Source organism: Serratia sp. OS31 (assembly GCF_014164835.1).
In the GTDB taxonomy this organism is placed as follows: Bacteria; Pseudomonadota; Gammaproteobacteria; order Enterobacterales; family Enterobacteriaceae; genus Serratia; species Serratia liquefaciens_A.
In genome coordinates, this window is record NZ_JACJFQ010000013.1 from 61,629 (window position 1) to 87,663 (window position 26,035).

A 26,035-nucleotide genomic window follows, 5' to 3' on the forward strand; every position below is an offset into this window, starting at 1 on the left:
CCGCTGCATGGTATTCCCTCGCTTTTTGCCGGATAACAGGCTCAAGCCCGTTATCCGCTTATATTTTGTCACGTTTTTTTCCGGAACTGCCGGAAAGTATCCGCGTCATAGTAGCGCTTCGGTACGTCTTGGCGTGCCGACAACGGTTTTTTAGCGCCCCCCAAATTGGATTGGCGCACCCAGATTCTGATGCCACAAAGGAAAAAAGATGAAAAAACGCATTGCGATTATTGCCAGCGCGGTGAGCGTGGCGCTCACGCTGTCAGCCTGTACCACCAACCCGTACACCGGGGAATCCGAAGCCGGTAAATCCGGCATTGGCGCAGGCCTGGGCGCCGCGCTGGGTGCCGGCGTAGGCATGCTGTCCTCGTCGAAAAAAGACCGCGGCAAAGGCGCACTGATCGGCGCAGCGGCCGGTGCGGCATTGGGCGGCGGTGCCGGCTATTACATGGACGTGCAGGAAGCCAAGCTGCGCGACAAAATGAAAGGCACCGGCGTCAGCGTTACCCGTCAGGGCGACAATATCGTGCTGAACATGCCGAACAATGTCACCTTTGACAGCAGCAGCGCCACCCTGAAACCGGCAGGCGCCAACACCCTGACCGGCGTTGCCATGGTCCTGAAGGAATACCCGAAAACGGCGGTTAACGTGGTTGGCTACACCGACAGCACCGGCTCCCGTTCACTGAACATGACCCTGTCGCAGCAACGTGCCGACGGCGTTGGCAGCGCATTAATCACCCAGGGCGTGGCGGCTAATCGCATTCGCACCACAGGAGCCGGTCCGGACAATCCGATCGCCTCCAACAGCACGGCAGAAGGCAAGGCGCAAAACCGTCGCGTCGAGATCACCCTCAGCCCACTGCAATAATCCCGTGCGGGGCACAACGCCCCGCCATTTTTATCCTGTCGATCCCCTTCCCGTATCCCATTCAACATTCCCGGCTATACATTCTGTGTGATAGTCTCCTTGGCAATTAACCTCAGGGGAGATCGGTTGTGAGCAGTGTTAAGGCAATGCGCGCCTCGGGGCGGGCCACCATCAGCGATGTGGCGAAAACCGCCAAGACCGGTAAAACCAGCGTATCGCGCTACTTGAATGGTGAGCAGCATCTGCTTTCTGACGATCTCAAACAGCGCATCGAGCAGGCTATCCTCCAGCTCGACTACCGTCCAAGCCAGATGGCGCGGAGCCTGAAAGGCGGACAGACGCGGCTGATTGGCCTGATCATCGCCGATATAACCAACCCCTATTCGGTGGACGTCATGCGCGGCATCGAAGCCGCCTGTCGTCAGCACGGCTTTACCCTGCTGGTGTGTAACACCAACAACGAGGTCAATCAGGAACAGCACTACCTGCAACTGCTCAGCAGCTACCGGGTAGAAGGCATTGTGGTCAACGCCGTCGGTATGCGCGAAGAGGCGTTGTCGACGCTGCAACAATCCATGCTGCCGATGGTACTGATCGACCGAAAAATTCATGATTTCGCCTGCGATGTGGTGGGCCTCAACAACCACGAAGCCGCCACGACTGCCACGGAACACCTGCTGCAACAAGGTTTCGAAGCCATTCTGTTTCTCAGCGAGCCCATTGGCACGGTCAATACCCGTCTGGAACGACTGCACGCGTTTAACCAAACCATGGCGCAACATGCCGGGCTGTTGGCCGAGCAGGCCGAAGTCCCGCTGAACGACGTCAAGCTTCTGGAAGGCGTGCTCGGCGATTTTAATACCCGCCATCGCGGCATGCGCAAAGCGGTCATTTCCGCCAACGGTGCGCTGACGCTGCAGGTAGCGCGCGCCATGCGTCGACTGGGTATCCAATGGGGCAGCGATATCGGTCTGCTGGGCTTTGACGAACTGGAATGGGCCGAACTGGCCGGCGTGGGCATCACCACGCTGAAACAGCCGACCTACCAAATGGGCCACGCCGCGCTAGAGCAATTGGTGCAACGCATTCAGGGTCTGGATACCCCCATCAGCGAGCAGATGTTCCCCGGTGAACTGATCGTGCGCGGCTCCACCACCCGATAGTCCCCTTCTTTCCCGCTCAGGGCGCGACATACGGCGCCCCAGCCAGCTTCTCCCCAGACTATTTTTTGCTCATGTTCGTGATTGCGATCATATTTTTACACTCTGTCGCTTTCTCCTGGAACCGGTACCATTTAACGTGTGGTTAACAGCAGCGGTGGGATAACGCCACCTCAGGAGCAAAAAATGACAAGAGAAATTATCGTGGTGACCGGTGCCTACGGCACTGATACCGTCCAACAGCTCGGCGGCCAGGCCGCATTATTGCCGATCATTGCCGATGCCGGCGCCGACGGTGTAGAGATCCGCCGCGAACTGTTTTCTGCTCAAGAGCTGGAAAACCTGCCGGCACTGGCTCAGGCCATCGAACAACAGCAGCTGTTTGCCGTTTACTCTGCGCCTGAGGCTCTGTTTACCCCACAGCATACGCTCAACCCGAACCTGCCGGCACTGCTGGCGGAAGCCCAGACCCTGAACGCGCGTCAGTTGAAACTCTCACTTGGGCATTACCAGCCGGGCTTCGACTTTACCGAACTGAAAGTGGCACTGGAGCAGCACCCGGTCAGCCTGGTGGTCGAGAACGATCAAACGCCTGACTGCGGCATTCTGTCGCTGCTCAACGCCTTTTTCCACGCCGCAGAAGATAACCGTCTGCCGGTCAGCATGACGTTCGACATGGCCAACTGGCACTGGGTGGGACAAGACGCCTTCGCCGCCGCCGAGCGTCTGGCCCGCCACGTCAGCTACGTTCACGTTAAAGCCGCCACTCATAGCCTGAAAGGCTGGCGTGCCGTGGCGCTGGATGACAGCGACGGCAAATGGCGCGATCTGTTGACTCGCCTGCCGCTGGACGCACCACGCGGCATTGAATTCCCACTGCAAGGTGACAGTCTGGAAGACGTGACCCGCTACTACGTTAACCTTTTGCGCGCGGAGTAAACATCATGACAACGCTGACTACCGCGCATCGCGCGCAACTGGACGTCGTCACTCTGGGTGAAGCCATGGCGATGTTCGTGGCAACCCAAACCGGCGACCTGGTGGAAGTGGACAACTTCACCAAACGCATTGCCGGCGCCGAGCTGAACGTCGCGATCGGCCTGGCTCGCCTGGGGCTGAACGTCGGCTGGGTCAGCCGCGTCGGCAACGACACTTTCGGCCGCTTCACCCTGCAGCAATTGAAAAAAGAAGGCATCAACGCCCAGCAAGTGACGGTAGATGCTAATTATCCGACCGGTTTTCAGATCAAATCCAAAACCACCGATGGTACCGATCCCAGTGTGGAGTATTTCCGCAAAGGCTCGGCGGCCAGCCACCTGTCGGCCGACGACTTCAGCCGCGATTACTTCGGTTCCGCACGCCACCTGCACCTGAGCGGCGTGGCGGCGGCGCTGTCCGGTCAATCGCTGGCGCTGTGTAACCACGCCGCGCGCGAGATGCGGGCGATGGGCAAAACCATTTCATTTGATCCCAATCTGCGCCCGGTGTTGTGGTCCAGCCAGCAGGTGATGATCGAGCAGCTGAATAAGCTGGCGTTTGCCGCCGACTGGGTGCTGCCGGGGCTGAAAGAAGGGCAAATTCTTACCGGCCAGTCGACACCGGAAGGGATTGCCGATTTTTATCTGGAACGTGGCGTACAGGCGGTGATCATTAAAACCGGCCCAGACGGCGCCTGGTTTAAAACCGCAGCGGGCGATCAGGCGGCGGTAGCCGCAATTAAAGTCAGCAATGTGGTGGATACCGTAGGTGCAGGAGACGGCTTTGCCGTCGGGACCATCAGCGCCCTGCTGGAGGGCAAAACGCTGAAACAGGCGGTGCAACGCGGCAATAAAATCGGCTCGCTGGCCATTCAGGCCATCGGCGACAGCGAAGGGTTACCGACCCGCGCGGCACTGGCTGAATAAATATAACAAAACAATATCAGTTAATAGCCTTCTCCGAACGGCTGATGCCTCTGGCCCTACAACCAGATCCGCCGGGAGAGCACTACGACACCACTGAAGGAATCTGAACATGACCAAAGCGACTATCGCGGCTAAACGCTGGTGGTACATCATGCCCATCGTGTTTATCACCTACAGCCTGGCCTATCTCGACCGGGCCAACTTCAGCTTTGCCTCTGCGGCCGGCATCAATGACGACCTGGGTATCACCAAAGGCATGTCTTCGCTGTTGGGCGCACTGTTTTTCCTCGGCTATTTCTTTTTCCAAATCCCGGGCGCGATCTATGCCGAACGCCGCAGCGTTAAAAAACTGATTTTCTGGTGCCTGATCCTGTGGGGCGCCTGCGCCTCGCTGACCGGCATGGTCAGCAATATCCCGATGCTGGCGGCGATCCGTTTTATTCTCGGCGTGGTGGAAGCCGCGGTGATGCCGGCCATGCTGATTTACATCAGCAACTGGTTCACCAAGTCCGAACGTTCGCGTGCCAATACCTTCCTGATCCTCGGTAACCCCGTCACCGTGCTGTGGATGTCGGTGGTTTCCGGCTACCTGATCCATGCCTACGGCTGGCGTGAAATGTTCATCTTTGAAGGCATTCCTGCGGTGATCTGGGCCTTCTGCTGGTGGGTGCTGGTCAAAGACAAACCGGCGCAGGCCAAATGGCTGAGTGATGACGAAAAGCTGGCCCTGCAGCAACAGTTGGAAGAAGAGCAGAAAGGCATCAAAGCGGTGCGTAACTACAGCGAAGCCTTCCGCTCACGCAACGTGATCCTGCTTTGCGTCCAGTACTTCGCCTGGAGCATTGGCGTGTATGGCTTCGTGCTGTGGTTGCCTTCCATCCTGCGCAGCGGCATGGAAATGGGCATGGTGGAGGCCGGCTGGCTGTCGGCGGTGCCTTACCTGGCGGCGACCATCGCCATGATCCTGGTGTCTTGGGCTTCGGACAAAATGCAAAACCGTAAGCTGTTCGTCTGGCCGCTGCTGCTGGTTGGCGCGCTGGCGTTCTTTGGTTCTTATGCCGTAGGTGCCAACCACTTCTGGGTCTCTTATGCCCTGCTGGTGATTGCCGGTGCGGCAATGTACGCCCCTTACGGTCCGTTCTTCGCCATCATTCCCGAGATGCTGCCGAAAAACGTCGCCGGCGGCGCCATGGCGTTGATCAACAGCATGGGGGCGTTGGGTTCTTTCTTTGGCTCATGGTTCGTCGGTTACCTCAACGGCGCGACCGGCAGCCCGGCGGCTTCCTATATGTTCATGGCCATTGCGCTGCTGGTCGCCGTGTTCGTCACGTTGATTGTCAAGCCCGCTCGCAACGAGGCTCACCCACAGCTGGCTTAGTCTCGTTATAATTTATGTTCTGTTGAATATACCCAATGGCTTTCAGGCTGCAGCCAGACGACAAACGAACTTCCCTCAGGCGCTTACTTAAGTAAGTCACTGGGGGAAGTTCGAGCCGTTAACAACGCAGCAGTCTGAAAGACGAAGGGTATTGCTGGAGTAAGTGATGAAGCCTTCTATCGTGTTATACAAAAGCATTCCCACCGATCTGCGTGAACGACTGGAACAGCACTTCACCGTGCATGCCTTCAACGGGCTAAACCCGGAAAACCGCGATGAGCTGCGCCAGGCGCTGCAACAGGCAGAAGGGATCATCGGTTCCGGCGGCAAAATTGATGAGGCTTTCTTGCAGCAGGCACCCAAACTGCGCGCGGCCTCAACCATTTCCGTCGGTTACGATAATTTCGACGTTGACGCGCTGAATGCCCATAACGTGCTGCTGATGCACACCCCAACCGTGCTGACTGAAACCGTCGCCGACACCATCATGAGCCTGGTTTTGGCGACAGCTCGTCGAGTGGTAGAAGTGGCCGAGCGGGTGAAAGCCGGCGAATGGCAGGGCAGCATCGGGGCAGACTGGTTTGGCGTTGACGTGCACCACAAAACCATCGGCATCCTCGGCATGGGCCGTATTGGTCTGGCGCTGGCGCAACGTGCTCATTTCGGCTTCGGCATGCCGGTGCTGTATAACGCCCGTCGCACTCATGAAGAAGCGGAGCAGCGTTTTAATGCCCGCCGCTGTGACCTGGATACCCTGTTGGCCGAATCCGATTTCATCTGCATTACGCTGCCGCTGACCGACGAAACTTTCCATATGATCAGCCGTGACCAACTGGCGAAAATGAAAAAGAGCGGCATTCTGATCAACGCCGGCCGCGGCCCCGTGGTTGATGAGGTGGCGCTGGTTGAGGCGCTGCAAAACGGCACTATTCATGCCGCCGGGCTGGACGTGTTCGAACAGGAACCGCTGCCGGTTTCTTCACCGCTGTTGACGTTGCCGAACGTCGTGGCGCTGCCGCACATCGGTTCTGCGACCCATGAGACCCGTTACGGCATGGCCGCCTGCGCCGTGGACAACCTGATCGCCGCACTGACCGGCAAGGTCACAGAAAACTGCGTCAACCCGCAGCTGTTGAAGAAGTAACTTTCATGGATGCCAGTGAGAAAAAACTGGCATCCATGCAAAATCACCAACACTTTTTTGGCGCACGCCTGCGCATATGGAATATTCTAAGGATATGTATTTCATTGTTTTTAATTCTGTACGGGATCAGGTACGGGAAGGTTTTCATCACGATTTCCCGGGTGCCCATCACCCTGCCAGCTCTGCCGAGGGCCGGGTTTGAAACCAGCAAATTCACTAAGCGAAAGACCTCCCTGGCAAACTCTGTCGCAACCTGAGGACTCTCTTGATAAAACCAATCATATTCGTCATCAAGATTGCTTGCGGCTTTCCTTAGCCATTTAATTTTCATCGTTATCAATCACCCCCATCTTCTTGAAGCGGGTTTCCATTTCATCGTCAGAAACAAAATCACCCTGATCCGCCTCAATGATTGCCTGCTGAGTTTCAGCTATTTGCCAGGCTTCGCGGTTAATGAAATCTCGGATAGCCTGCCCGGCCAAAAACGATTTAGTCCTGCCGGTCGCTTTGGCCAAAGCCTCGAGCTGCTCACTGAGATCTTCCGATAGTCGAACGGACATCACGCTCATAGATCACCTCACACTACAATGTATACATTGTAATATAGATTAAAAAATCATCGGATAACAGCCTCGGCTCTCCCCCTGCCTTCTCCTCCCTGAAAATCTCGCGCCGGGATGAGGCTATTTTTTCATCATTCGTCACACTGGGCATTACCCTACGATAAAAACGCTTCCTGCCACGCGTAAGGAGAGCCATGAAACGCCTGACCCTTCCCCTGCTGATGCTGCTGTCGCCTGCGGCAATAGCAAGCTGGACGCTGCAAAGCTTCCCGGCCTTTGACGGTACTTCCGCCGATGGCTTGTTCACCAGCCACGCCACGCTGCCCAAAGGCGAACTGCCGTTGAAGATTTACCAGGACCAGCAATGCTGGCAGCCAACTGCGCCGGTCAAACTGAACCAAACGTTGTCACTGCAACCCTGCGGCGATAACCCGCCGGTTAACTGGCGGCTGTTCCGCACCGGGGAATACCAGGTGCGCATCGATACGCGCAGCGGCACGCCGACGTTACAACTCAGTCTGAAAACCGCACCGGAAACCGCCACTGCCGCCGCCACACACACCTGCCAACGCTGGGACGGTAAACCGGTCACCCTTGACGTCGCGGCAACCTTTGACGAAGGCGAATCGGTACGCGATTTCTATTCAGGCCAAACGGCGAAGGTCAGCCAGGGCAAAATTACCCTGCAACCTGCCGCCGGTAGCGGCGGACTGCTGTTACTTGAATCTGCCGGCAGTGAAAAACCGGCCCCCTTCAATTGGCACAACGCCACGGTGTATTTTGCCCTTACCGACCGCTTTGAGAACGGCAACCCGGCCAACGACCACAGCTACGGGCGCCGCAGTGACGGCATGCAGGAGATCGGCACCTTCCACGGCGGCGATCTGGCGGGTCTGACCAAAAAACTGGATTATCTGCAACAGCTTGGCGTCAATGCGCTGTGGATCAGTTCACCGCTGGAGCAGATCCACGGTTGGGTCGGCGGCGGCACCAAAGGGGACTTCCCGCATTACGCCTATCACGGCTACTACGCGCTGGACTGGACCCGACTCGATGCCAATATGGGCAGCGAGCAAGAGCTGCGCACGCTGGTCGATCAGGCGCACCAACGCGGCATCCGCATTCTGTTTGACGTAGTCGTAAATCACGTCGGCTACGCCACGCTGGCGGATATGCAGGCCTTCCAATTCGGTTCGCTGTATCTGAAGGAGGAAGAAATCGAAAAAACCCTGGGTAAACATTGGGGCGACTGGCGGCCAGGCCCCGGTCAAAACTGGCACAGCTTCAACGATTACATCAACTTCAGCGACAAAGCGGGCTGGAGCTCATGGTGGGGCAAAAACTGGATCCGTACCGATATCGGTGACTACGATCCACCGGGCTATAACGATCTCACCATGTCGCTGGCTTTCCTTCCGGACATCAAAACTGAAGCGCCCGGTGCCAGTGGCCTGCCCCTGTTTTACCGCCATAAACCCGATACCGCCGCGCGGGATATTCCCGGCGCCACCACACGAGACTACCTGACCACCTGGCTCAGCCAGTGGGTACGCAACTACGGCATTGACGGTTTTCGCGTCGACACCGCCAAGCACGTAGAAAAACCAACGCTGGCGCTTTTGAAACAGCGCGCCACCGCAGCTCTGGCAGAGTGGAAAGCCGCCCATCCACAACAGGCACTGGATGACGCCCCTTTCTGGATGACCGGCGAGGCCTGGGGCCATGGCGTGATGAAAAGCGATTATTACCAGAACGGCTTCGACGCGATGATCAATTTTGACTTCCAGGATCAGGCTTCCCAGGCGCTGGGCTGTTTCTCCACTATCGACGCCACCTACCGGCAGATGGCCGACAAGCTTCAGGATTTCAACGTGTTGAGCTATATCTCCTCGCACGATACCCGGCTGTTCTTTGCCAGCGATGCTAAAGGGTCGCTGGCGCTACAGCAGCGCGCCGCCGATCTGCTGCTGTTGGCGCCCGGAGCGGTGCAGATTTACTACGGCGATGAAAGTGGCCGTCAACTGGGCCCCACCGGCTCAGATCCGTTGCAGGGGACCCGTTCCGATATGAACTGGAGTGAGTTGCAGGGCGTCAAGGCGCCTCTGTTGGCCCATTGGCAGCGATTGGGGCAATTCCGCGCTCGTCACCCGGCGATTGGTGCCGGCACGCAGCAGTCGCAGCAAACGGCACACTACTATGCTTTCAGCCGGCGGCTCGGCGACGATAAAGTGATGGTGGCCTGGGTCGGCGATCGGTCACGATAATTCAGAGAAATATGCTGCTAAAAAACCATCGGGTGAAGTTTACTCCCGATGGTTGTTTTATGAACCGCATTGCACCGGAAATTGTCTGGCGGTATGGTGGGGTATTACCTGCTAAAAACAATACAGTTGCACCTATGACTTTTTCACTTTTCGGCGACAAATTTACCCGTTACGCGGGCATTACCCGTTTAATGGATGACCTGAACGAAGGCCTGCGCACCCCCGGTGCCATCATGCTCGGCGGCGGTAATCCGGCGCAAATTCCAGAGATGGAAAGCTACTTCAAACAACTGTGCCAGGACATGCTCGATCAGGGCAAACTGACCGAGGCGCTGTGTAACTATGACGGCCCGCAGGGCAAAGACGCCCTGCTGAAAGCGCTGGCTAATTTGCTGCGCGATGAGCTGGGCTGGCAGATCTCACCACAGAACATTGCACTGACAAATGGCAGTCAGAGCGCATTTTTCTACTTGTTTAACCTGTTTGCCGGGCGCTATGCCGACGGCAGCCGTCGCCGCGTGCTGTTTCCGCTGGCGCCGGAATATATCGGCTATGCCGATGCCGGGTTGGACGAGGGGCTGTTTGTTTCAGCCAAGCCCAACATTGAGCTGCTGCCGGAAGGCCAGTTCAAGTATCACGTTGACTTTGAACATCTGAATATCGGCGACGATATCGGCATGATCTGCGTGTCACGCCCGACCAACCCGACCGGCAACGTGATCACTGACGAAGAGCTGATGAAGCTTGATCGGCTGGCGCAGCAGCGCAATATCCCGCTGGTGATCGATAACGCCTACGGCGTGCCCTTCCCCGGCATTATCTTCAGCGACGCTACGCCGCTGTGGAACCCAAACATTATCCTGTGCATGAGCCTGTCGAAACTGGGCCTGCCCGGCTCGCGCTGCGGCATCGTGATCGCCGATGAGAAAACCATCGGTGCCCTGACCAACATGAACGGCATTATCAGCTTGTCGCCAGGCAGCATGGGGCCGGCGATGGCAACGGAAATGATCGAACGTGGTGACCTGTTGCGGCTGTCAAACGAGGTGATCCGCCCGTTCTACAAGCAACGCGTCGAACAGACCATCAGCATTATCCGCCGCTATCTGTCGCCGGAACGCTGCCTGATCCATAAACCGGAAGGGGCTATTTTCCTTTGGCTGTGGTTCAAGGATCTGCCGATCACCACCGAGCTGCTGTATCAGCGTCTGAAAAAACGCGGCGTGCTGATGGTGCCGGGCCACTACTTCTTCCCGGGGCTGGAGCATGAGTGGCCGCATACTCATCAGTGCATGCGGATGAACTACGTGCCAGATCCGGAGAAAATTGAACGTGGCGTGGCGATACTGGCGGAAGAGATTGAGCGTGCTCATCAGGAAGCTGGCTGATCCTCGAATGGGGCGCGCAGAAGGCGCCCCAAAACTTCACATTACCCAGAACAACACCGCCAGCAGTTGAGGCGACATGATGCGCAGGAACATCGCCAAAGGGTAAACCGTGGCGTAAGACAGCGCGGCAGCGCCGCTGGTCGGGTGCAGACCGTTAGCAAAGGCCAGCGCCGGCGGATCGGTCATTGAACCCGCCAGCATGCCGGACAGCGTCAAATAATTCATCTTGCCCACCATCCGCGCCAATACGCCAACGCTGAGCAACGGGATTGCGGTGATCAATGCACCGTAACCAATCCACGCCATCCCTTCGCCATTAATCAGGGTATCGACAAAGTTACCGCCCGACTTCAGCCCCACCACCGCCAGAAACAGCACGATACCCAGTTCACGCAGCGCCAGGTTGGCGCTGGGCGGCATAAACCAATACAGCTTGCCGATGCTACCGATACGCCCGAGTATCAAGGCCGCGACCAAGGGCCCACCGGCCAGCCCGAGGCGCAATGCTGCTGGAAAACCCGGCACAAACAGCGGTACAGACCCCAAAAGCACTCCCAAACCGATACCGATAAACACCGGCAACATTTGCACCTGCTGCAGCTTCTGTTGGGCATTACCGACAATGGCCGCCACCGCCTCGATGGACTCCGGTCGGCCAACCAGGTTGAGAATGTCGCCGAATTGCAGCGTCACATTGCTGCCTGCCACCAGTTCGACCCCCGCGCGATTGAGGCGCGAAATCACCACATCGTATTTTTGCTTCAGGTTCAGATCGCGGATTTTGCTGCCCAGGACTTTTTCATTGGTCACCACCGCCCTCACCACCTGCAGCTCCGTCCCCCGCGTTGACAGCGAGACGTCGACCTCTTCGCCAATCACCAGCCGGGCGTTTTCCAGACTTTCACGTTTGCCCACCAGATGCAGGTAGTCGCCCAGTTCCAGCCTCTCGAGCGGCGCCGGTACCATCAGCAACTCACCGCGTTTCAGGCGTGAACAGATAATATCCTCACCGTTCAGCAGCGGCACATTCTTGATCGCCATCCCCTGCAGGTTCGGGTTACGCACCGCGATATTCATGGTTTGCAGCAGCTCGCGCTGGTTACCCAGGCTGCTTTCAAAGGCCTGAGCCTCGCGTTCGATATTGATGCGGAAAAACAGGCGTATCAGCCACATCACCAGCAGAATGCCGCAGATACCGAATGGATAGGCCATGGCATAGCCCATCCCCATGCGATCGACCATTGCCGGATCTGAGCCCAAATCGGTAAGAATTTGCTGCCCGGCGCCGAGTGCAGGGGTATTGGTGACCGCGCCGGAGAACACGCCAAGAATGATCGGCAGCGGGACGTCAAACAGCTTGTGAACCCCCGCCGCGACCACTCCGCCCACCAGCACCAGCAAAATGGCGAAGCCGTTGAGCCGCAACCCGGATACCCGCAAGGAAGAGAAGAAACCGGGCCCGACCTGAATACCTATGGTGTAAACGAACAGGATCAGGCCAAATTCCTGAATGAAGTGCAGCATGTCGCCATTGAGACTGAGCTGCCAACTCTGGGCGAAATGCCCGACGATAATGCCGCCAAACAGCACCCCACCAATACCCAATCCAACCCCATACAGCTTCCAGTTACCCATCCACAGCCCGAGAACGGCCACCAACGCCAACATACTGACGGTCAGGGCGATTTCGCTCATAGGTCACATCCTTGCCAGAAGTTTAACAACCGGTTTGCGGCCAAAGTCACACAATTAACAGGGATTTTGGCATAGGTAGGAAAACGCGACTGTGGGTTAAGCCACATAATGCAACGGGGGAAGCCCGTTTGGACTTCCCCCGTCGATACCTTTTCTCTTTCAGGCCGCCGTACGAACCTCTGCGGCCTGAAATGCATAGGTAAAACTATTAGTTTTTCAAAGCGTTATTTGGCTTCCAGCCCCGGCGTGGTGCCGATGGCGATACGCTGTGGCTGCAGAGCTTCTGGGACATGACGCACCAGATCGATATGCAGCAGGCCGTTTTCAAACTTGGCCTCAGAGACCTGCAGGTGTTCAGCCAGCGTGAAGGTCAGGTTGAAGTCTTTGAACACCAACCCCTGATGCAGATATTCCACCTGTTTTTCTGGCGGTGTCGGCTTGCCACGTACGGTCAGGCGTGGGCCTTCTACTTCAATATCCAGCTCACTTTGTTTAAACCCGGCTAACGCCAGAGAAATGCGGTAGTGGTTGTCGTCGGTTTTCTCAATGTTGTAAGGCGGGAACCCCTGTGGCTCCTGGCCGCCCATTGAACTGGCCAACTTGTCGAAACCAATCCACTGACGCAGTAAAGGTGAAAGATCGTAATTACGCATGATGTAAACTCCTTCTATGAAGCGAGGTAATTTTTAGTGCCCCCTGTCGGCAGGCATGAACATTGCACCAGCGAGACGTTTCGCCGATGAAATATGAATTATTTAATTTCTATACGACGCGGTTTTAATGTTTCCGGTACCAGGCGTTCCATATCGATATACAGCAACCCGTTTTCCAGTTTGGCGCCTTTAATTTGGATATGCTCGGCCAGCTGGAATTTGCGTTCAAAATTACGCTCGGCAATACCTTGATATAAGTAGGTTCTTTCCGCCGGTTCACTATTATGGGCGCCACGGACTATCAGCAGATTGTCCTGGGTAGTGATTTCCAGTTCCTGCTCGGCAAATCCGGCCACCGCAATGGCAATGCGGTAATGATTTTCATCTACCAGCTCAACGTTATAGGGTGGATAACCGCCATTGCCTTGGCTCTGTCCTGCCTCCAACGCGTTAAACAAACGGTCAAATCCAATCGCGGAACGGTAAAGCGGTGAAAGATCAAAGTTACGCATAAAACAGCCTCCTAAGACACTTCAGCGAGGTTGAATAATTAAGTCTTCCATCATGGACAGACTAAATAGCCAGAACTCCCTTACGGCAAATTCTTAATTTGGCTCTGATAAGAAAATGGGGGTCGCTTTCACCATTTCAACCGCCCACGATCAAAAAAATGACAATCAGTTCGGCGAAAGTTTTTTTATCCCTTACAATAAAGTGAGACAACCGCCACAGAGCGGGTCCTTGCTCCTTTTAAAACATCCAGAGGATGTTATAGATCAGCAGATTTTGGGGAACAGCACCCTGCAGGATGGAAAATGAAAACGATAAGAGTCATAGCAACCAGTTGCATGCTGTTAGCGACCAACGGCTGCTCCAGCGTAATGAGTCATACTGGCCCTAATCAGGGTTACTATCCTGGCACCCGTGCCAGCGTGGATATGCTGAAGGACGACAATACCAGTTGGGCGATGATGCCGCTGGTGGCGTTGGACCTGCCATTCTCGGCGGTGATGGATACCGTATTGCTGCCTTACGACTACATGCGCTCCGGCAGCGACAGCACCACAGACTCACCCAGAGCGCGGATCTTGCGCGGTGAAGAACAGAATCTGGCCGCCAGCGGCGATCCTGCCCATGCCGCCACGACAACCCCACAGTAAACTACGCAGTTGCGGGCTTGTGGCCCGCAGTTGATCAGGCTTCAACCACAAAAATCTGGCTGAATCCGTCGACCTCGCGCATAAAGGCCACTTTGTTTCCATCCGGTGAAAATACGATAGCATCGCCCGATGGCGGCAGCGCCGTCCGCTGAGTCAGGCGCTGCATGCGGCCACTGGCCACCTCGCACAGCATCAGGCTGTTGTCACATACCAGCGCAATCCGGCCACCCTGCGGGTGCCAGCTGAACGCCGATTGGATCCCCTGATCGCCGCGAGTGACCTGCCGTGGTTCGCCGCCATTCGGTGAAACCGTCCATAACTGCACCACGCCCGCATCATCCTTCATCAAACAGGCAATCATGCTGCCGTCTGGCGAGCTGCGCAGCCAGTGACGTGGGGCGGTTACCACGCCGGGATAACGACGCTCGCCGGTAAAGGTCAGCCGCCGCTGACGCACACCACGCGGTGGAGCAGGCAAGCTGTTTTCGGTCCCCTGCAGCGGCCGGGAACCGGCCTTTGCATAATCCGCGTCATCCTGCGGCAAATCCACAATAAACACTTCCGGCAACTTTTCACCGCCGCTGGAAAGGGTATCGCCGATAAATGCCAGCGCCCAGCGCTGCTGACGCCCATCGGGCCGTACATAACCCCGTTGCCCGACCCAGCCCTCTTCATAGGCGCGGTTAATCTGATCGCTACCGGGCTGCGGCTGTGCCGTGGTCTCGCTCACCAGCACGCAGTAGTGGCTGCCGTCATATTCACGTGGATGCTGCTTCGGCGGATTCACCCCCTGCAACGGCACGGCCACGCCGACGTTACGCAGGTCCTGCGCCCGATCCAGCTCATGCATCACATGGTCGTTATAGGTAAAGCTCAGGCGGCTGCCGTCCGGGCTGAACACGTGTACGTGAGTGCCGCCACGCAGTGCGCCCGGCGTATAAGGGGGAGTGATGTCCATCGCATCCAGGGTAATGGCCAGCTCACGGTCGGGTTCGCTGACGATCACCCCGCGGCGATGGTGAAAATCGTAATGCCAGACGCTGTCCGGGTGCTCAGGCCCATGAATGAAAGCATAGCGGGCCGGTTCATCCGGGCTGACGGTCACAACGCCAACGTGGGCCCCCTGTTGGGCGCGATATACGACTTCGACTACGCCGCTATCGACATTCACCCGCTCAATGCTCAGGCCGGTGAAGGAGGCACCATTCGGGCGCACGTCGTAAGCCAGCCACTGGCTGTCCGGCGTCCAGACATTAATATTGGTTAACTGATGCCCACGTGGGTCAAAAGTCAGCTGTTTTTCCCGATGGCTCATGGCGGCTCCCCTGCGCATGCTGGCACTGAGTCGCCATCTTACCGGATTGGGGCGCGGCTTCACATTGCCCATCGACACACTTTCCCGCAGACAGATTGGGGTTTACAAAAAATACTAAAAAGTACAAACTGGATTTTATAGTACACAAAAACACCTTTTTACCGGAGCCGCCATGAGCCACTTATTCGATGCCATTGTTTCCGCCCATCAGCAATTGCGCCCGCAGGTTCGTGTGACCCCGCTGGAACGCAGCGTGCTGCTGTCGCAGCAGTTGGGTTGCGAGCTGTATCTGAAATGCGATCACCTGCAGCCTACCGGCTCTTTTAAATTCCGTGGCGCTAGCAACAAGCTGCGGCTGCTGAGTGACGAGCAACGCCTGCGCGGGGTGATCGCCGCCTCCAGCGGTAATCACGGCCAAGCAATGGCACTGGCGGGAAAGTTGATGGGCATTGAGGTCAAGGTTTATGCGCCGGAGACGGCAGCGGCGATAAAACTCGACACCATTCGCGCTCTGGGCGCCCAGGTGGAACTGGTGGCGGGCGATGCGCTAAATGCCGAGCAGGCGGGGGAAAAGGCGGCGCAGGAACAAGGGAAGGCTTATGTCTCCCCCTATAATGACGAGCAAGTCATCGCCGGTCAGGGGACCTGCGGCATGGAGCTGGTCGAACAACAGCCGGATTTGGATGCGGTGTTTGTCGCGGTAGGTGGCGGCGGCTATATTTCGGGTATCGGCAGCGTTTTGCGGCGACTATCGCCGAAAACACAGCTAATTGCCTGCTGGCCGGAAAACGCCACCAGCATGTACAGCGCATTGGAAGCCGGCCATATTTTCCCGGTGGAAGAACAAGATACCCTGTCCGACGGCACTGCCGGCGGCGTGGAGCCCGGCGCCATCACCTTCCCTCTGTGTCAGCAGCTGATCGACCGCAAAGTCTTGGTCAGTGAAACTGAAATCAAGCGGGCTATGCGTCAAATTGCCGCCAGCGATCGCTGGATTATCGAAGGGGCTGCCGGGGTAGCCTTAGCCGCCGCCATCAAACTGGCACCGGAGTTTCAGGGAAAAAAAGTGGCCGTGGTCCTGTGCGGAAAAAACATCGTGCTGGAGAAATACCTCAAGGCGATCGCCGATGAAAATTCTTAACAAACGGCAGATACTCGAGGCTTTCGACGCAGATGCCACCACTTTACTGCTAAAAGAAGGATTTATTGCCTACTCACAACGGCAGGTACAACAACCGCCGGTACAACATTTTCTGTTTGAGCAGGCATGCGGCGATTGCTGTATTAAATCGGCGTGGCTGGAAGGAGATGAGCAATTTGTCCTCAAGGTTTCCTCCGGTTTTTACCGTAATCCGGCGCAAGGGTTGGCCAGCAATCAAGGGCTGATGATGGCTTTCTCGGCACAAACCGGTGAACCGCAGGCGTTGTTGCTGGACGAAGGCTGGTTAACCGCATTACGCACCGCTCTGGCCGGGCGGATCGTCGCCGAACTGTGTGCACCAACGGAGATCCCGGCAATAGGTATCGTCGGCTGCGGTATGCAGGCCCTGTTGCAGTTGCAACAGCTAAAATCTGTGACCGCCTGCCGGGAAGTCTGGGTATGGGGCCGCAGCGAACCAGCGCTGCAAGCCTACCGTCGCAGTGCTGAAGCCGAAGGTTTCCGGGTGAATATCAGCCAGGATGCGGCAGAGCTGGCGGCATACTGCCGGTTGATTATCACCACCACACCCAGCCGCGAGCCCATTCTGCGGGCTGCCGATATTCAGCCCGGCACCCACATCACCGCGGTCGGCGCCGATGTGCACGGCAAACAGGAACTGGAGAGCGGTCTGGTGGCCAGGGCGGATGTCTTGCTGGCAGACTCTGTTTCTCAATGTACAGAATACGGCGAGATCGCCACGGCTTATCGGCAGGGATTGTTGGCTTCGATGCCCATCGTCGAATTAGGTACCGCTCTGGCGCAAGGAAAGCAGGTGCGCAACGATCCGGAGCAAATCACCCTGGCCGATCTGACCGGCTTGGCAATTCAGGACGTGCAGATTGTGAAGGGAATTTTAGCGCGGTTATAACGGGATTAAGGGGCGCAGCTGCGCCCCCTGATGCAAAACAACTTTAGGCATTCAGTACAAATTTCTCGATGGCGCGGGCCACGCCGTCTTCAGTATTGGTGGCGGTCACAAACTGCGCCACCGCCTTCAGTTCCTCAATGGCATTGCCCATGGCCACGCCAACGCCGGCATACTCGATCATCGCGGTGTCATTGGCTTGATCGCCCAACGTCATCACGTTTTGCTGCGCAATACCGAGATGATCGGCCAGCATTTTCACGCCGGTCCCTTTATCCACGTTCTTATGCAGGATCTCCAGGAAGTACGGCGCGCTTTTCAGGATGGTATAACGCTCCCGCGTTTCAGCCGGGATGCGAGCGATGGCGCGGTCCAGCAGCTCAGGCTCATCGACCATCATCAACTTAGGGAAACGAATCGCCGGATCCATCTCTTCCACGCCGCGGTACTTGAGCGGAATGCCGGTCATCTCCGATTCGTGCACGGTGTATTTGCCGATATCTTTGTTCGGCGTATACAGCGTATCGAAATCAAATGCCTGATAGTGAACGCCGAATTCGCGTGCCATCTGCTCGAAGTAGAGATAATCCTCAAAGCCCAGCGTTTCCTGCAGGATGCATGCGCCATCTACCGCCTTCAAAACCAACGCACCGTTATAGGTAATACAAAAATCACCGGGCCCCTGAATGTCCAACTGACGCAGATAGTCCTGCACGCCGACGTAAGGTCGCCCGGTGGCCAGCACCACATGCACCCCTTTACGGCGCGCCTCGGTGATTGCCTGCTTTACCGCCGGCGTAATCTGGTGCTGCGGGTTGAGCAGCGTGCCGTCCATATCAATCGCAATCAGTTCAATAGCCATTCGAGCCTCTCCCAGTGGTTTTTCCCCATGCTAACGCGTTTCAGCCCGCCGTGTCAGCGTCAAAAACGGCGTAAAAAAATCCGCGCGGGTTGCCCGGCGCGGATTTTCACAGTCATCAATGCGTTAGATATCGATATTGGCCGCTTTCAGGGCATTCTCTTCGATAAAGGCACGACGAGGTTCAACCGCATCACCCATCAGGGTGGTGAACAATTGGTCTGCAGCAATGGCGTCCTTCACGGTCACGCGCAGCATGCGGCGGCTTTCCGGATCCATGGTGGTTTCCCACAGCTGCTCTGGGTTCATCTCGCCCAGACCTTTATAACGTTGTACCGCCAGACCGCGACGTGACTCTTTCACCAGCCACTCCAATGCCTGCTCGAAGCTTTCAATCGGCTGACGGCGCTCACCACGTTCGATGAAGGCACCCTCTTCGATCAGGCCGCGCAGTTTCTCGCCCAGCACGCAGATTTTGCGGTACTCGCCACCGTGGATAAAGTCGAAGTCGAGCGCGTAGTCGGTATCCACACCGTGGGTACGAATGCGCAGCACCGGCTCAAACATCTGGCGTTCGCGGTTCTCGAAGATCACCGAGTCATAGCTGCTGCCGTGCTGCTCTTTGTCGTTCAGCAGTTTCACCAGAGAATCAATCCAGGTCTTAACCTTGGCCTGATCGCTCAGATCCTCTTCTTGCAGAGTTGGCTGATAGATCAGGTTGTTCAGCAGCGCGCGCGGGTAGCGACGCTCCATACGACCGATCAGCTTCTGCACGCTGTAGTGTTCGGCAACCAGTTTTTCCAACTGCTCACCGCCCAGCGCCGGGGCGCTGGCGTTGATGTGCAGGGTAGCGCCGTCCATCGCGATGGCGATTTGGTATTGATCCATCGCCTCGTCATCTTTGATGTACTGTTCCTGCTTGCCTTTTTTCACTTTGTACAGCGGCGGCTGAGCAATGAACACGTGGCCGCGCTCGATGATTTCCGGCATCTGACGGTAGAAGAAGGTCAACAGCAGCGTACGGATGTGCGAGCCGTCGACGTCGGCATCGGTCATGATGATGATGCTGTGATAGCGCAGTTTGTCAGGGTTGTACTCGTCACGGCCAATGCCGCAACCCAGCGCGGTGATCAACGTCGCCACTTCCTGTGAAGACAGCATCTTGTCGAAGCGCGCCTTCTCTACGTTGAGGATTTTACCTTTCAACGGCAGGATCGCCTGGTTCTTACGGTTACGCCCCTGCTTGGCAGAGCCGCCCGCTGAGTCCCCTTCCACCAGGTACAGTTCAGACAGCGCAGGGTCACGTTCCTGGCAGTCTGCCAGTTTGCCCGGCAGGCCGGCCAGATCCAGCGCGCCCTTACGACGGGTCATTTCACGTGCTTTACGCGCCGCTTCACGAGCACGAGCCGCATCGATGATTTTGCCGACGACGATTTTCGCATCGCCCGGGTTTTCCATCAGATAGTCGACCAGCTTCTCGTTCATCAGCGTTTCAACCGCAGTTTTCACCTCGGAAGACACCAGCTTGTCTTTGGTCTGAGAAGAGAACTTCGGATCCGGCACCTTCACCGAGACCACGGCAATCAGACCTTCACGCGCATCGTCGCCGGTGGCGCTGATTTTGGCCTTTTTGCTGTAGCCTTCTTTATCCATGTAGCTGTTCAGGGTACGGGTCATCGCGGTACGGAAACCGACCAGATGGGTACCGCCGTCACGCTGCGGGATGTTGTTGGTGAAGCAGTAGATGTTTTCCTGGAAACCGTCGTTCCACTGCAGCGCCACTTCCACGCCGATGTCGTCTTTCACGGTCGAGAAGTAGAACACGTTCGGGTGGATCGGGGTTTTGTTCTTGTTCAGGTATTCAACAAACGCCTTGATACCGCCTTCGTAGTGGAAGTGGTCTTCTTTGTCGGTACGTTTGTCTTTCAGGCGGATAGACACGCCGGAGTTCAGGAAAGAGAGTTCGCGCAGGCGCTTGGCCAGGATGTCGTACTCAAATTCGGTATTGTTGGTGAAGGTTTCATAGCTCGGCCAGAAACGGACCGTGGTACCGGTCTGATCGGTTTCACCGACCACTTTCAGCGGCGACAGCGGCTCGCCCATGGCATAGGTTTGCTCGTGCACCTTGCCTTCACGACGGATCACCAGTTCCAGCTTCTCAGACAGGGCGTTAACAACGGAGACGCCCACGCCGTGCAGACCGCCGGACACCTTGTAGGAGTTGTCATCAAATTTGCCGCCGGCGTGCAGCACGGTCATGATCACCTGTGCTGCGGAAACCCCTTCCTCTTCGTGAATACCGGTTGGGATACCACGGCCATCATCCTGTACCGAAACGGAGTTGTCGGCATGGATGGTCACCTGAATGTCACTACAGTGGCCAGCGAGTGCTTCGTCGATAGCGTTGTCCACAACCTCGAATACCATGTGGTGCAGACCGGTGCCATCATCGGTGTCGCCGATATACATGCCCGGGCGCTTACGCACCGCGTCCAGCCCTTTTAATACCTTGATACTTGAGGAGTCATAAGAATTCGACATCAACGTTTCTCGCTCATTTTAGTCCTGTGGTTGAACCTCTATTTTACCTTGTTCCACGCGGAACATCTTGCCCTTTTCACCGGCCATATCGGTCACTTGTTCAGCGCTCACGGCACTGACAAAGACCTGGGCCTGGGTGGCTTTCAGGCGATCGGCCAGCAACCGGCGACGGCCGGTGTCCAGCTCGGAGGCAAAATCATCAATCAGATACAGGCAACGCCGCCCGCTCTGCCGGGTGAGAAACTCACCCTGCGCTAAGCGCAATGCGCACATCAGCAATTTAAGCTGACCGCGCGATAACAAATCCTCTACCGGCGTGCCGTCGGCACGGATGCGGAAGTCCGCCTTATGCGGCCCCACCGCGGTATAGGTTAACGCCCTGTCGCGCTCAAACTGGCGCTCCAGCAGCTCTCCGTAGTCGCTCTCTTTGTCCCAGCCGCGCTGGAAAGAGAAACTCAGGGCAAATTCGGGCAAAAACTGCGCGCACGTCGCGGTAATATCCGCGGCAATCGCGTCGCTGTAAGCTGCCCGCCACTCGCTGATGCGCTCTGCCAACGGGATCAGTTCCTGATCCCAGGCGCGGATTTGCGCATAGCGACTGACCTGGCGCAGCGCGGCATTGCGCTGCTTCAGTAACCGTTTCAGGTTGCTCCAGGCGGTGAAAAAACCGGGTTCGTTATGAAAACAACCCCAGTCCAGGAAGGCGCGCCGGAATTTCGGCCCGCCGTTTAGCAGGGTAAAACCTTCGGGGGTAATCAATTGCATTGGCAACAGCTGCGCCAGTTCAGCCACTTTGTGGCCGTCGCTGCCATCGATGCGTACCTTGCTGTCCCCCTGACGGCTCTTGCTTAATCCTACGGAAATTTCACGTTCTGCACCGTCAATGCGGCCGTGCAAAATGAACTCCGGCTGGTCGTGGCGGATCACCCGACCGGCCTGCAGGCTGCGAAATGCACGCCCGTGCCCAAGGGTATACACCGCCTCAAGCACGCTGGTTTTCCCGCTGCCGTTGGCGCCAACCAGGAAGTTGAATCCCGGCGCCAGCGCCAAATCCGCCGCTTCTATATTGCGAAAGTCTTTAATCAGTAAACGCGTCAGAGCCATGCAATCTCTTTACCGATGACGGTGCTGTAATTCAAGGTAACGAGACTACAACCGCATTGGCATGACGACGTAAGCCGCCGCCTGGCTGGCACCGTCTTCGATCTGCACGCTGGAAACCGAGTCGGTCAGCAGCAGGCGCACATCTTCACACTTGAGCGCGTTCAAGACGTCCAGCACGTAACTGACGTTGAAACCAATCTCCATCTCGGTGCCGTCGTAGCTGACATCGAGGATCTCTTCCGCTTCTTCCTGTTCCGGGTTGTTGGCGGTGATCTTGAGCTGGTTTTGGCTAACGTACAGGCGCACGCCGCGGAACTTTTCGTTCGACAAAATGGCCGCACGGGCAAACGCCTGCTTGAGCAGGTCGCAACCGGCCTCCAGCGTTTTGTCCGGGTTCTTCGGCAATACGCGACGATAATCAGGGAAACGGCCATCAACCAGCTTGGAGGTGAAGATAAAGTCACCGACGTGAGCGCGAATGTTGTTGCTGCCGATCTGCAGTTGCAGCAAGGTCTCGCCACCGTCCAGCAGACGCACCAGCTCCATCACGCCTTTACGCGGCACGATCACCGAATGTGACGGCAATTCCTGGCCGATCGGCATCGAGCACACCGCCAGGCGGTGACCGTCGGTCGCCACGGTACGCAGCTCTTCCCCTTCGGTTTCGAACAGCATGCCGTTTAAGTAGTAACGCACGTCCTGATGAGCCATCGAGAACTGCGTGGCTTCAATGAGGCGCTTCAACGTCGCCTGAGGCAGCGAAAATTCAACTTCGCTCTGCCAGTCGTCCAGGTTCGGGAAATCCGCCGCCGGCAGCGTAGAAAGTGAGAAGCGGCTGCGGCCGGAACGCACCAGCATGCGCTCGCTTTCAAGCGTTACGGTGATCTCGGCCCCTTCAGGCAGGCCACGGCAGATATCAAAGAATTTACGCGCGGGGACGGTAGTCGCGCCCGCTTCATGGGGCTGGGACAGGGCAACGCGCGCCACCATCTCCATCTCCAGATCGGTACCGGTCAGCAGCAGGGAGCCTTCCGTCACCTGCAACAGCAGGTTACCCAGAATTGGCAAGGTTGGGCGGCCGCCCAGCGGGCTGCTCACCTGTTGCAGCGGTTTTAGCAGATGCTCACGTTCAACGATAAATTTCATAGCGCTAGGAAGATAATGTTCTGATTAAATTGGAGAAATCTTCTTTGATGTCGTGACTTTCCTCACGCAGCTGCTCAATCTTCCGGCAGGCGTGCAACACCGTGGTATGGTCGCGGCCACCAAACGCATCGCCGATTTCTGGCAGGCTGTGGTTGGTGAGTTCTTTTGCCAATGCCATCGCCATTTGGCGCGGGCGGGCAACGGAACGCGAACGCCGCTTGGACAACAAATCCGCGACTTTAATTTTATAGTATTCCGCCACCGTCTTTTGAATATTATCGATGGTGACCAGCTTTTCCTGCAGAGCCAGCAGATCGCGCAGCGCTTCACGCACGAAATCAATGGTAATGGCACGGCCGGTAAAGTTTGCGTTGGCAATCACGCGGTTCAGCGCCCCTTCGAGCTCACGCACGTTGGAACGCAGGCGCTTGGCGATAAAGAACGCCACTTCGCCTGGCAGACGGATATCGTTCTCGTCGGCCTTTTTCATCAGGATCGCCACGCGGGTTTCCAGCTCAGGCGGCTCGATCGCCACCGTCAGCCCCCAACCGAAGCGAGACTTCAGGCGATCTTCCACGCCGTTAATCTCTTTGGGGTAGCGGTCTGAGGTCAGGATAATCTGCTGATTGCCTTCCAACAGGGCGTTAAAGGTATGGAAGAATTCTTCCTGCGAACGCTCTTTATTGGCAAAAAATTGGATGTCATCGATCAGCAGCGCATCGACCGAGCGGTAATAACGCTTAAATTCTTCAATGGCATTGTTCTGCAAGGCTTTGACCATGTCCTGAACAAAGCGTTCAGAGTGCATGTAGACCACTTTGGCGTTGGCCTTGCGGGCCATGATGCCGTTGCCTACCGCGTGCAACAGGTGCGTTTTACCCAGGCCGGTGCCGCCATACAGGAACAACGGGTTATAGGCACCGCCCGGGTTATCCGCCACCTGGCGGGCCGCCGCGCGCGCCAACTGGTTGGATTTACCCTCAACAAAGTTATCAAAGGTATGCTTTGGGTTAACGTTGGAGCGGTAGGAAAGTTCAGGCTGAGGAGCCGCGTTGTCCCAGCTGGGACGGGACGGTGCCACGGCTCGCGCTACCGGTGCGCTGGGTGCGCTTGCACTCACGCTGGCGGTAACGGTCTGGCTGATGATTTGGGAGAGCGGTTTGCTGCCCACTTCAAAACGCAGCAAGGGGGCATCCGTACCGCAGAAATCATTCAACAGGCCATTGATATTGTTTAAGTACTTATCGCGAACCCAATCCAGCACAAAACGATTTGGCGCATACAGCGCCAGGGTGTTGTCACTCAGTTCCGCCTGCAATGGGCGTATCCACATACTAAATTCTGTGGCAGGTAACTCATCCTGCAATCGGGCAAGACACTGCTGCCAAAGCGAAAGTGACACGGCGGACTCCACTCGAACAAGATCAATAAAAGAAAAGAATCAGGCTACTTTTTTATAACTCATGATTTTTGACACATACCCGGCATCGGCTGTTTGCCTGTGGGGGATGCGAACCGCCTTTCACGGTTTATGTCCCTCACGATCCCCGCTTGAGAGATCGCGATCGGAATGACGGATCATAGCGCAATCCGCGCAAGAGATCCTCCCCTTCATCACAGATTAGATCCATTTTATCCACAGGCCCCGGCCTGCGGCGATCTTTTCACCAGCCGCGCCAAATTGCAGGCAAAATCCCGCCTGAGGAACGGCATTTTTTACATTGTCAACCGGTTATACCCTGTTATCCACGTCGGATCCTTGGCTTTAGCCACAAGGATCGCGTCGGGATCCTTGCGATTTACCCCCGAGTCCGTATAATCTTCGCCCTACGTGTGTACCTGGTTCCTTAATGGTGTGTCATTAACCAGACAGGATTCTGCGGTGACCACGGGCCAAGACCGGATTTTACTCCGTATTGGCAGACAACCAGGTAGGCTAGCGCGATGTGAATTGACTCAGGACTGTACAATTATTACAATCCCGCTTCTTTATATATTGCGATTGAGGCGTCGGTCGTCTTCACGCCGAATAGCCAAACGCGTTTACTGATCAGTAATTATTTAAGTTTAGGTAGAAATCGCCATGAAACGCACTTTCCAACCGTCCGTATTGAAGCGCAACCGTAGCCACGGTTTCCGTGCTCGTATGGCCACCAAAAATGGTCGTCAAGTTCTGGCCCGCCGTCGTGCGAAAGGCCGTTCTCGTCTGACTGTTTCTAAGTAATAAAAGCTAACCCGCTGAGTGGTTAAGCTAGCTTTTCCCAGGGAGTTACGTTTGTTAACTCCCACTCATTTCACTTTCGTCTTCCAGCAGCCACAACGGGCTGGCACGCCGCAAATCACCATCCTCGGCCGCCTGAACCAGCTGGGGCATCCCCGCATCGGTCTTACCGTCGCCAAAAAACACGTCAAACGCGCGCATGAACGCAATCGGATCAAACGCCTAACCCGCGAAAGCTTCCGTTTACGTCAGCACGAGTTACCGGCGATGGATTTTGTCGTGGTGGCCAAAAAAGGGATAGCGGATTTGGATAACCGCGCGCTGACGGAAGCTTTGGAAAAATTATGGCGTCGCCACTGTCGCCAGGCTCCCGCATCCTGATCGGGCTGGTGCGGGCTTACCAGCTCGTCATCAGTCCGCTGCTTGGGCCTCGTTGTCGCTTCCAGCCGACATGCTCTCATTACGCAATTGAGGCATTAAGCAGGTTTGGCATGATAAAAGGCAGTTGGTTAGCATTGAAACGCGTATTAAAATGCCACCCCTTGAACCCAGGTGGCGATGATCCCGTGCCGCCGAAACCCGACGATAACAGAGAACACTAAC

General features: G+C 56.5%; 25 protein-coding genes. 14 read left to right on the forward strand and 11 right to left on the reverse strand.

What is annotated here, in order from left to right; all coding sequences use genetic code 11:
* The first annotated feature begins 208 nt into the window (after positions 1-208).
* From H5P17_RS12955 to ghrB, 6 genes are all read left to right on the forward strand, one after another.
* Positions 209-871 carry an OmpA family lipoprotein gene (locus H5P17_RS12955; protein ID WP_182823355.1) on the forward strand — a complete coding sequence of 221 codons (663 nt, stop codon included), beginning with the start codon at positions 209-211 and terminating at the stop codon, positions 869-871.
* Positions 872-1,017: 146 nt separating this feature from the next.
* Positions 1,018-2,034, forward strand: a complete 1,017-nt coding sequence (locus H5P17_RS12960) for a LacI family DNA-binding transcriptional regulator (RefSeq protein ID WP_041415138.1) — start codon at positions 1,018-1,020, stop codon at positions 2,032-2,034.
* A 183-nt stretch (positions 2,035-2,217) separates the two neighbouring features.
* Positions 2,218-2,970: a sugar phosphate isomerase/epimerase gene (locus H5P17_RS12965; RefSeq protein WP_044554313.1), complete on the forward strand. Its 753-nt coding sequence runs from the start codon at positions 2,218-2,220 to the stop codon at positions 2,968-2,970.
* A gap of 5 nt (positions 2,971-2,975) precedes the next feature.
* The gene (locus tag H5P17_RS12970) at positions 2,976-3,935 is read left to right on the forward strand and encodes a sugar kinase (RefSeq protein WP_182823357.1); all 960 of its coding nucleotides are present in this window, start codon (positions 2,976-2,978) and stop codon (positions 3,933-3,935) included.
* Positions 3,936-4,044: 109 nt separating this feature from the next.
* Positions 4,045-5,313, forward strand: coding sequence for an MFS transporter (locus H5P17_RS12975; RefSeq protein WP_044554311.1), 1,269 nt, complete (start codon positions 4,045-4,047; stop codon positions 5,311-5,313).
* Between the two features lie 166 nt (positions 5,314-5,479).
* Entirely contained in the window at positions 5,480-6,457 is a 978-nt protein-coding gene (gene ghrB / locus H5P17_RS12980; RefSeq protein ID WP_044554310.1) for a glyoxylate/hydroxypyruvate reductase GhrB, read from the forward strand.
* 43 nt (positions 6,458-6,500) lie between these two features.
* Here the strand turns inward: ghrB and H5P17_RS12985 are convergent, their stop codons facing one another.
* Positions 6,501-6,788: a type II toxin-antitoxin system RelE/ParE family toxin gene (locus H5P17_RS12985; protein WP_044554309.1), complete on the reverse strand. Its 288-nt coding sequence runs from the start codon at positions 6,786-6,788 to the stop codon at positions 6,501-6,503.
* Positions 6,778-7,026 (reverse strand): CopG family ribbon-helix-helix protein, encoded by a 249-nt coding sequence (locus H5P17_RS12990; protein WP_044554308.1) that lies wholly within the window; start codon positions 7,024-7,026, stop codon positions 6,778-6,780. Before H5P17_RS12990 ends, H5P17_RS12985 begins: the two co-directional genes overlap by 11 nt.
* A gap of 188 nt (positions 7,027-7,214) precedes the next feature.
* Between H5P17_RS12990 and H5P17_RS12995 the strand changes: the two genes are divergently transcribed.
* Positions 7,215-9,284 carry an alpha-amylase gene (locus tag H5P17_RS12995; protein WP_182823359.1) on the forward strand — a complete coding sequence of 690 codons (2,070 nt, stop codon included), beginning with the start codon at positions 7,215-7,217 and terminating at the stop codon, positions 9,282-9,284.
* Between the two features lie 134 nt (positions 9,285-9,418).
* The gene (locus H5P17_RS13000) at positions 9,419-10,672 is read left to right on the forward strand and encodes a valine--pyruvate transaminase (RefSeq protein WP_044554306.1); all 1,254 of its coding nucleotides are present in this window, start codon (positions 9,419-9,421) and stop codon (positions 10,670-10,672) included.
* 36 nt (positions 10,673-10,708) lie between these two features.
* Here H5P17_RS13000 and H5P17_RS13005 read toward each other — a convergent pair whose 3' ends face one another.
* From H5P17_RS13005 to ibpA, 3 genes are all read right to left on the reverse strand, one after another.
* Complete coding sequence (locus tag H5P17_RS13005; protein ID WP_182823361.1) at positions 10,709-12,367, reverse strand: putative transporter; 1,659 nt, start codon at positions 12,365-12,367, stop codon at positions 10,709-10,711.
* Between the two features lie 224 nt (positions 12,368-12,591).
* On the reverse strand, positions 12,592-13,020 hold the full coding sequence (gene ibpB, locus H5P17_RS13010; RefSeq protein WP_182823363.1) for a small heat shock chaperone IbpB: 429 nt from the start codon (positions 13,018-13,020) through the stop codon (positions 12,592-12,594).
* Positions 13,021-13,118: 98 nt separating this feature from the next.
* On the reverse strand, positions 13,119-13,532 hold the full coding sequence (gene ibpA / locus H5P17_RS13015; RefSeq protein ID WP_044554303.1) for a small heat shock chaperone IbpA: 414 nt from the start codon (positions 13,530-13,532) through the stop codon (positions 13,119-13,121).
* Positions 13,533-13,835: 303 nt separating this feature from the next.
* On the opposite strand from ibpA, the gene H5P17_RS13020 reads away from it, so the two are divergent.
* Positions 13,836-14,180 carry a YceK/YidQ family lipoprotein gene (locus tag H5P17_RS13020; RefSeq protein ID WP_182823365.1) on the forward strand — a complete coding sequence of 115 codons (345 nt, stop codon included), beginning with the start codon at positions 13,836-13,838 and terminating at the stop codon, positions 14,178-14,180.
* Between the two features lie 34 nt (positions 14,181-14,214).
* On the opposite strand, the gene H5P17_RS13025 is transcribed toward H5P17_RS13020, so the two are convergent.
* Entirely contained in the window at positions 14,215-15,495 is a 1,281-nt protein-coding gene (locus tag H5P17_RS13025) for a DUF3748 domain-containing protein (RefSeq protein ID WP_182823367.1), read from the reverse strand.
* A gap of 172 nt (positions 15,496-15,667) precedes the next feature.
* On the opposite strand from H5P17_RS13025, the gene H5P17_RS13030 reads away from it, so the two are divergent.
* Both H5P17_RS13030 and H5P17_RS13035 read left to right on the forward strand, forming a co-directional pair.
* Entirely contained in the window at positions 15,668-16,636 is a 969-nt protein-coding gene (locus tag H5P17_RS13030; RefSeq protein ID WP_182823369.1) for a threonine/serine dehydratase, read from the forward strand.
* Positions 16,623-17,564 carry an ornithine cyclodeaminase family protein gene (locus H5P17_RS13035; protein ID WP_182823371.1) on the forward strand — a complete coding sequence of 314 codons (942 nt, stop codon included), beginning with the start codon at positions 16,623-16,625 and terminating at the stop codon, positions 17,562-17,564. Before H5P17_RS13030 ends, H5P17_RS13035 begins: the two co-directional genes overlap by 14 nt.
* Positions 17,565-17,607: 43 nt before the next feature.
* On the opposite strand, the gene yidA is transcribed toward H5P17_RS13035, so the two are convergent.
* The 5 genes from yidA to dnaA form a co-directional block, all read right to left on the reverse strand.
* Positions 17,608-18,423 (reverse strand): sugar-phosphatase, encoded by an 816-nt coding sequence (gene yidA / locus H5P17_RS13040; RefSeq protein WP_182823373.1) that lies wholly within the window; start codon positions 18,421-18,423, stop codon positions 17,608-17,610.
* Between the two features lie 123 nt (positions 18,424-18,546).
* Positions 18,547-20,961, reverse strand: coding sequence for a DNA topoisomerase (ATP-hydrolyzing) subunit B (gene gyrB, locus H5P17_RS13045; RefSeq protein WP_044554297.1), 2,415 nt, complete (start codon positions 20,959-20,961; stop codon positions 18,547-18,549).
* Positions 20,962-20,979: 18 nt separating this feature from the next.
* Positions 20,980-22,065 carry a DNA replication/repair protein RecF gene (gene recF, locus H5P17_RS13050; protein WP_012004508.1) on the reverse strand — a complete coding sequence of 362 codons (1,086 nt, stop codon included), beginning with the start codon at positions 22,063-22,065 and terminating at the stop codon, positions 20,980-20,982.
* A gap of 45 nt (positions 22,066-22,110) precedes the next feature.
* A complete protein-coding gene (gene dnaN / locus H5P17_RS13055) occupies positions 22,111-23,211 on the reverse strand; it encodes a DNA polymerase III subunit beta (protein ID WP_044554296.1) in 1,101 nt (366 codons plus the stop codon).
* Positions 23,212-23,215: 4 nt separating this feature from the next.
* A complete protein-coding gene (gene dnaA, locus H5P17_RS13060; protein WP_048824038.1) occupies positions 23,216-24,613 on the reverse strand; it encodes a chromosomal replication initiator protein DnaA in 1,398 nt (465 codons plus the stop codon).
* 681 nt (positions 24,614-25,294) lie between these two features.
* Between dnaA and rpmH the strand changes: the two genes are divergently transcribed.
* From rpmH to yidD, 3 genes are read left to right on the forward strand one after another with little or no spacing between them, the layout of a single operon-like run.
* A complete protein-coding gene (gene rpmH, locus H5P17_RS13065; protein WP_003849659.1) occupies positions 25,295-25,435 on the forward strand; it encodes a 50S ribosomal protein L34 in 141 nt (46 codons plus the stop codon).
* An 18-nt stretch (positions 25,436-25,453) separates the two neighbouring features.
* The gene (gene rnpA, locus H5P17_RS13070; RefSeq protein ID WP_004950547.1) at positions 25,454-25,813 is read left to right on the forward strand and encodes a ribonuclease P protein component; all 360 of its coding nucleotides are present in this window, start codon (positions 25,454-25,456) and stop codon (positions 25,811-25,813) included.
* On the forward strand, positions 25,777-26,034 hold the full coding sequence (yidD, locus tag H5P17_RS13075) for a membrane protein insertion efficiency factor YidD (RefSeq protein ID WP_012004505.1): 258 nt from the start codon (positions 25,777-25,779) through the stop codon (positions 26,032-26,034). The genes rnpA and yidD overlap by 37 nt, the downstream gene beginning before the upstream one ends.
* Position 26,035: the final 1 nt, after the last annotated feature.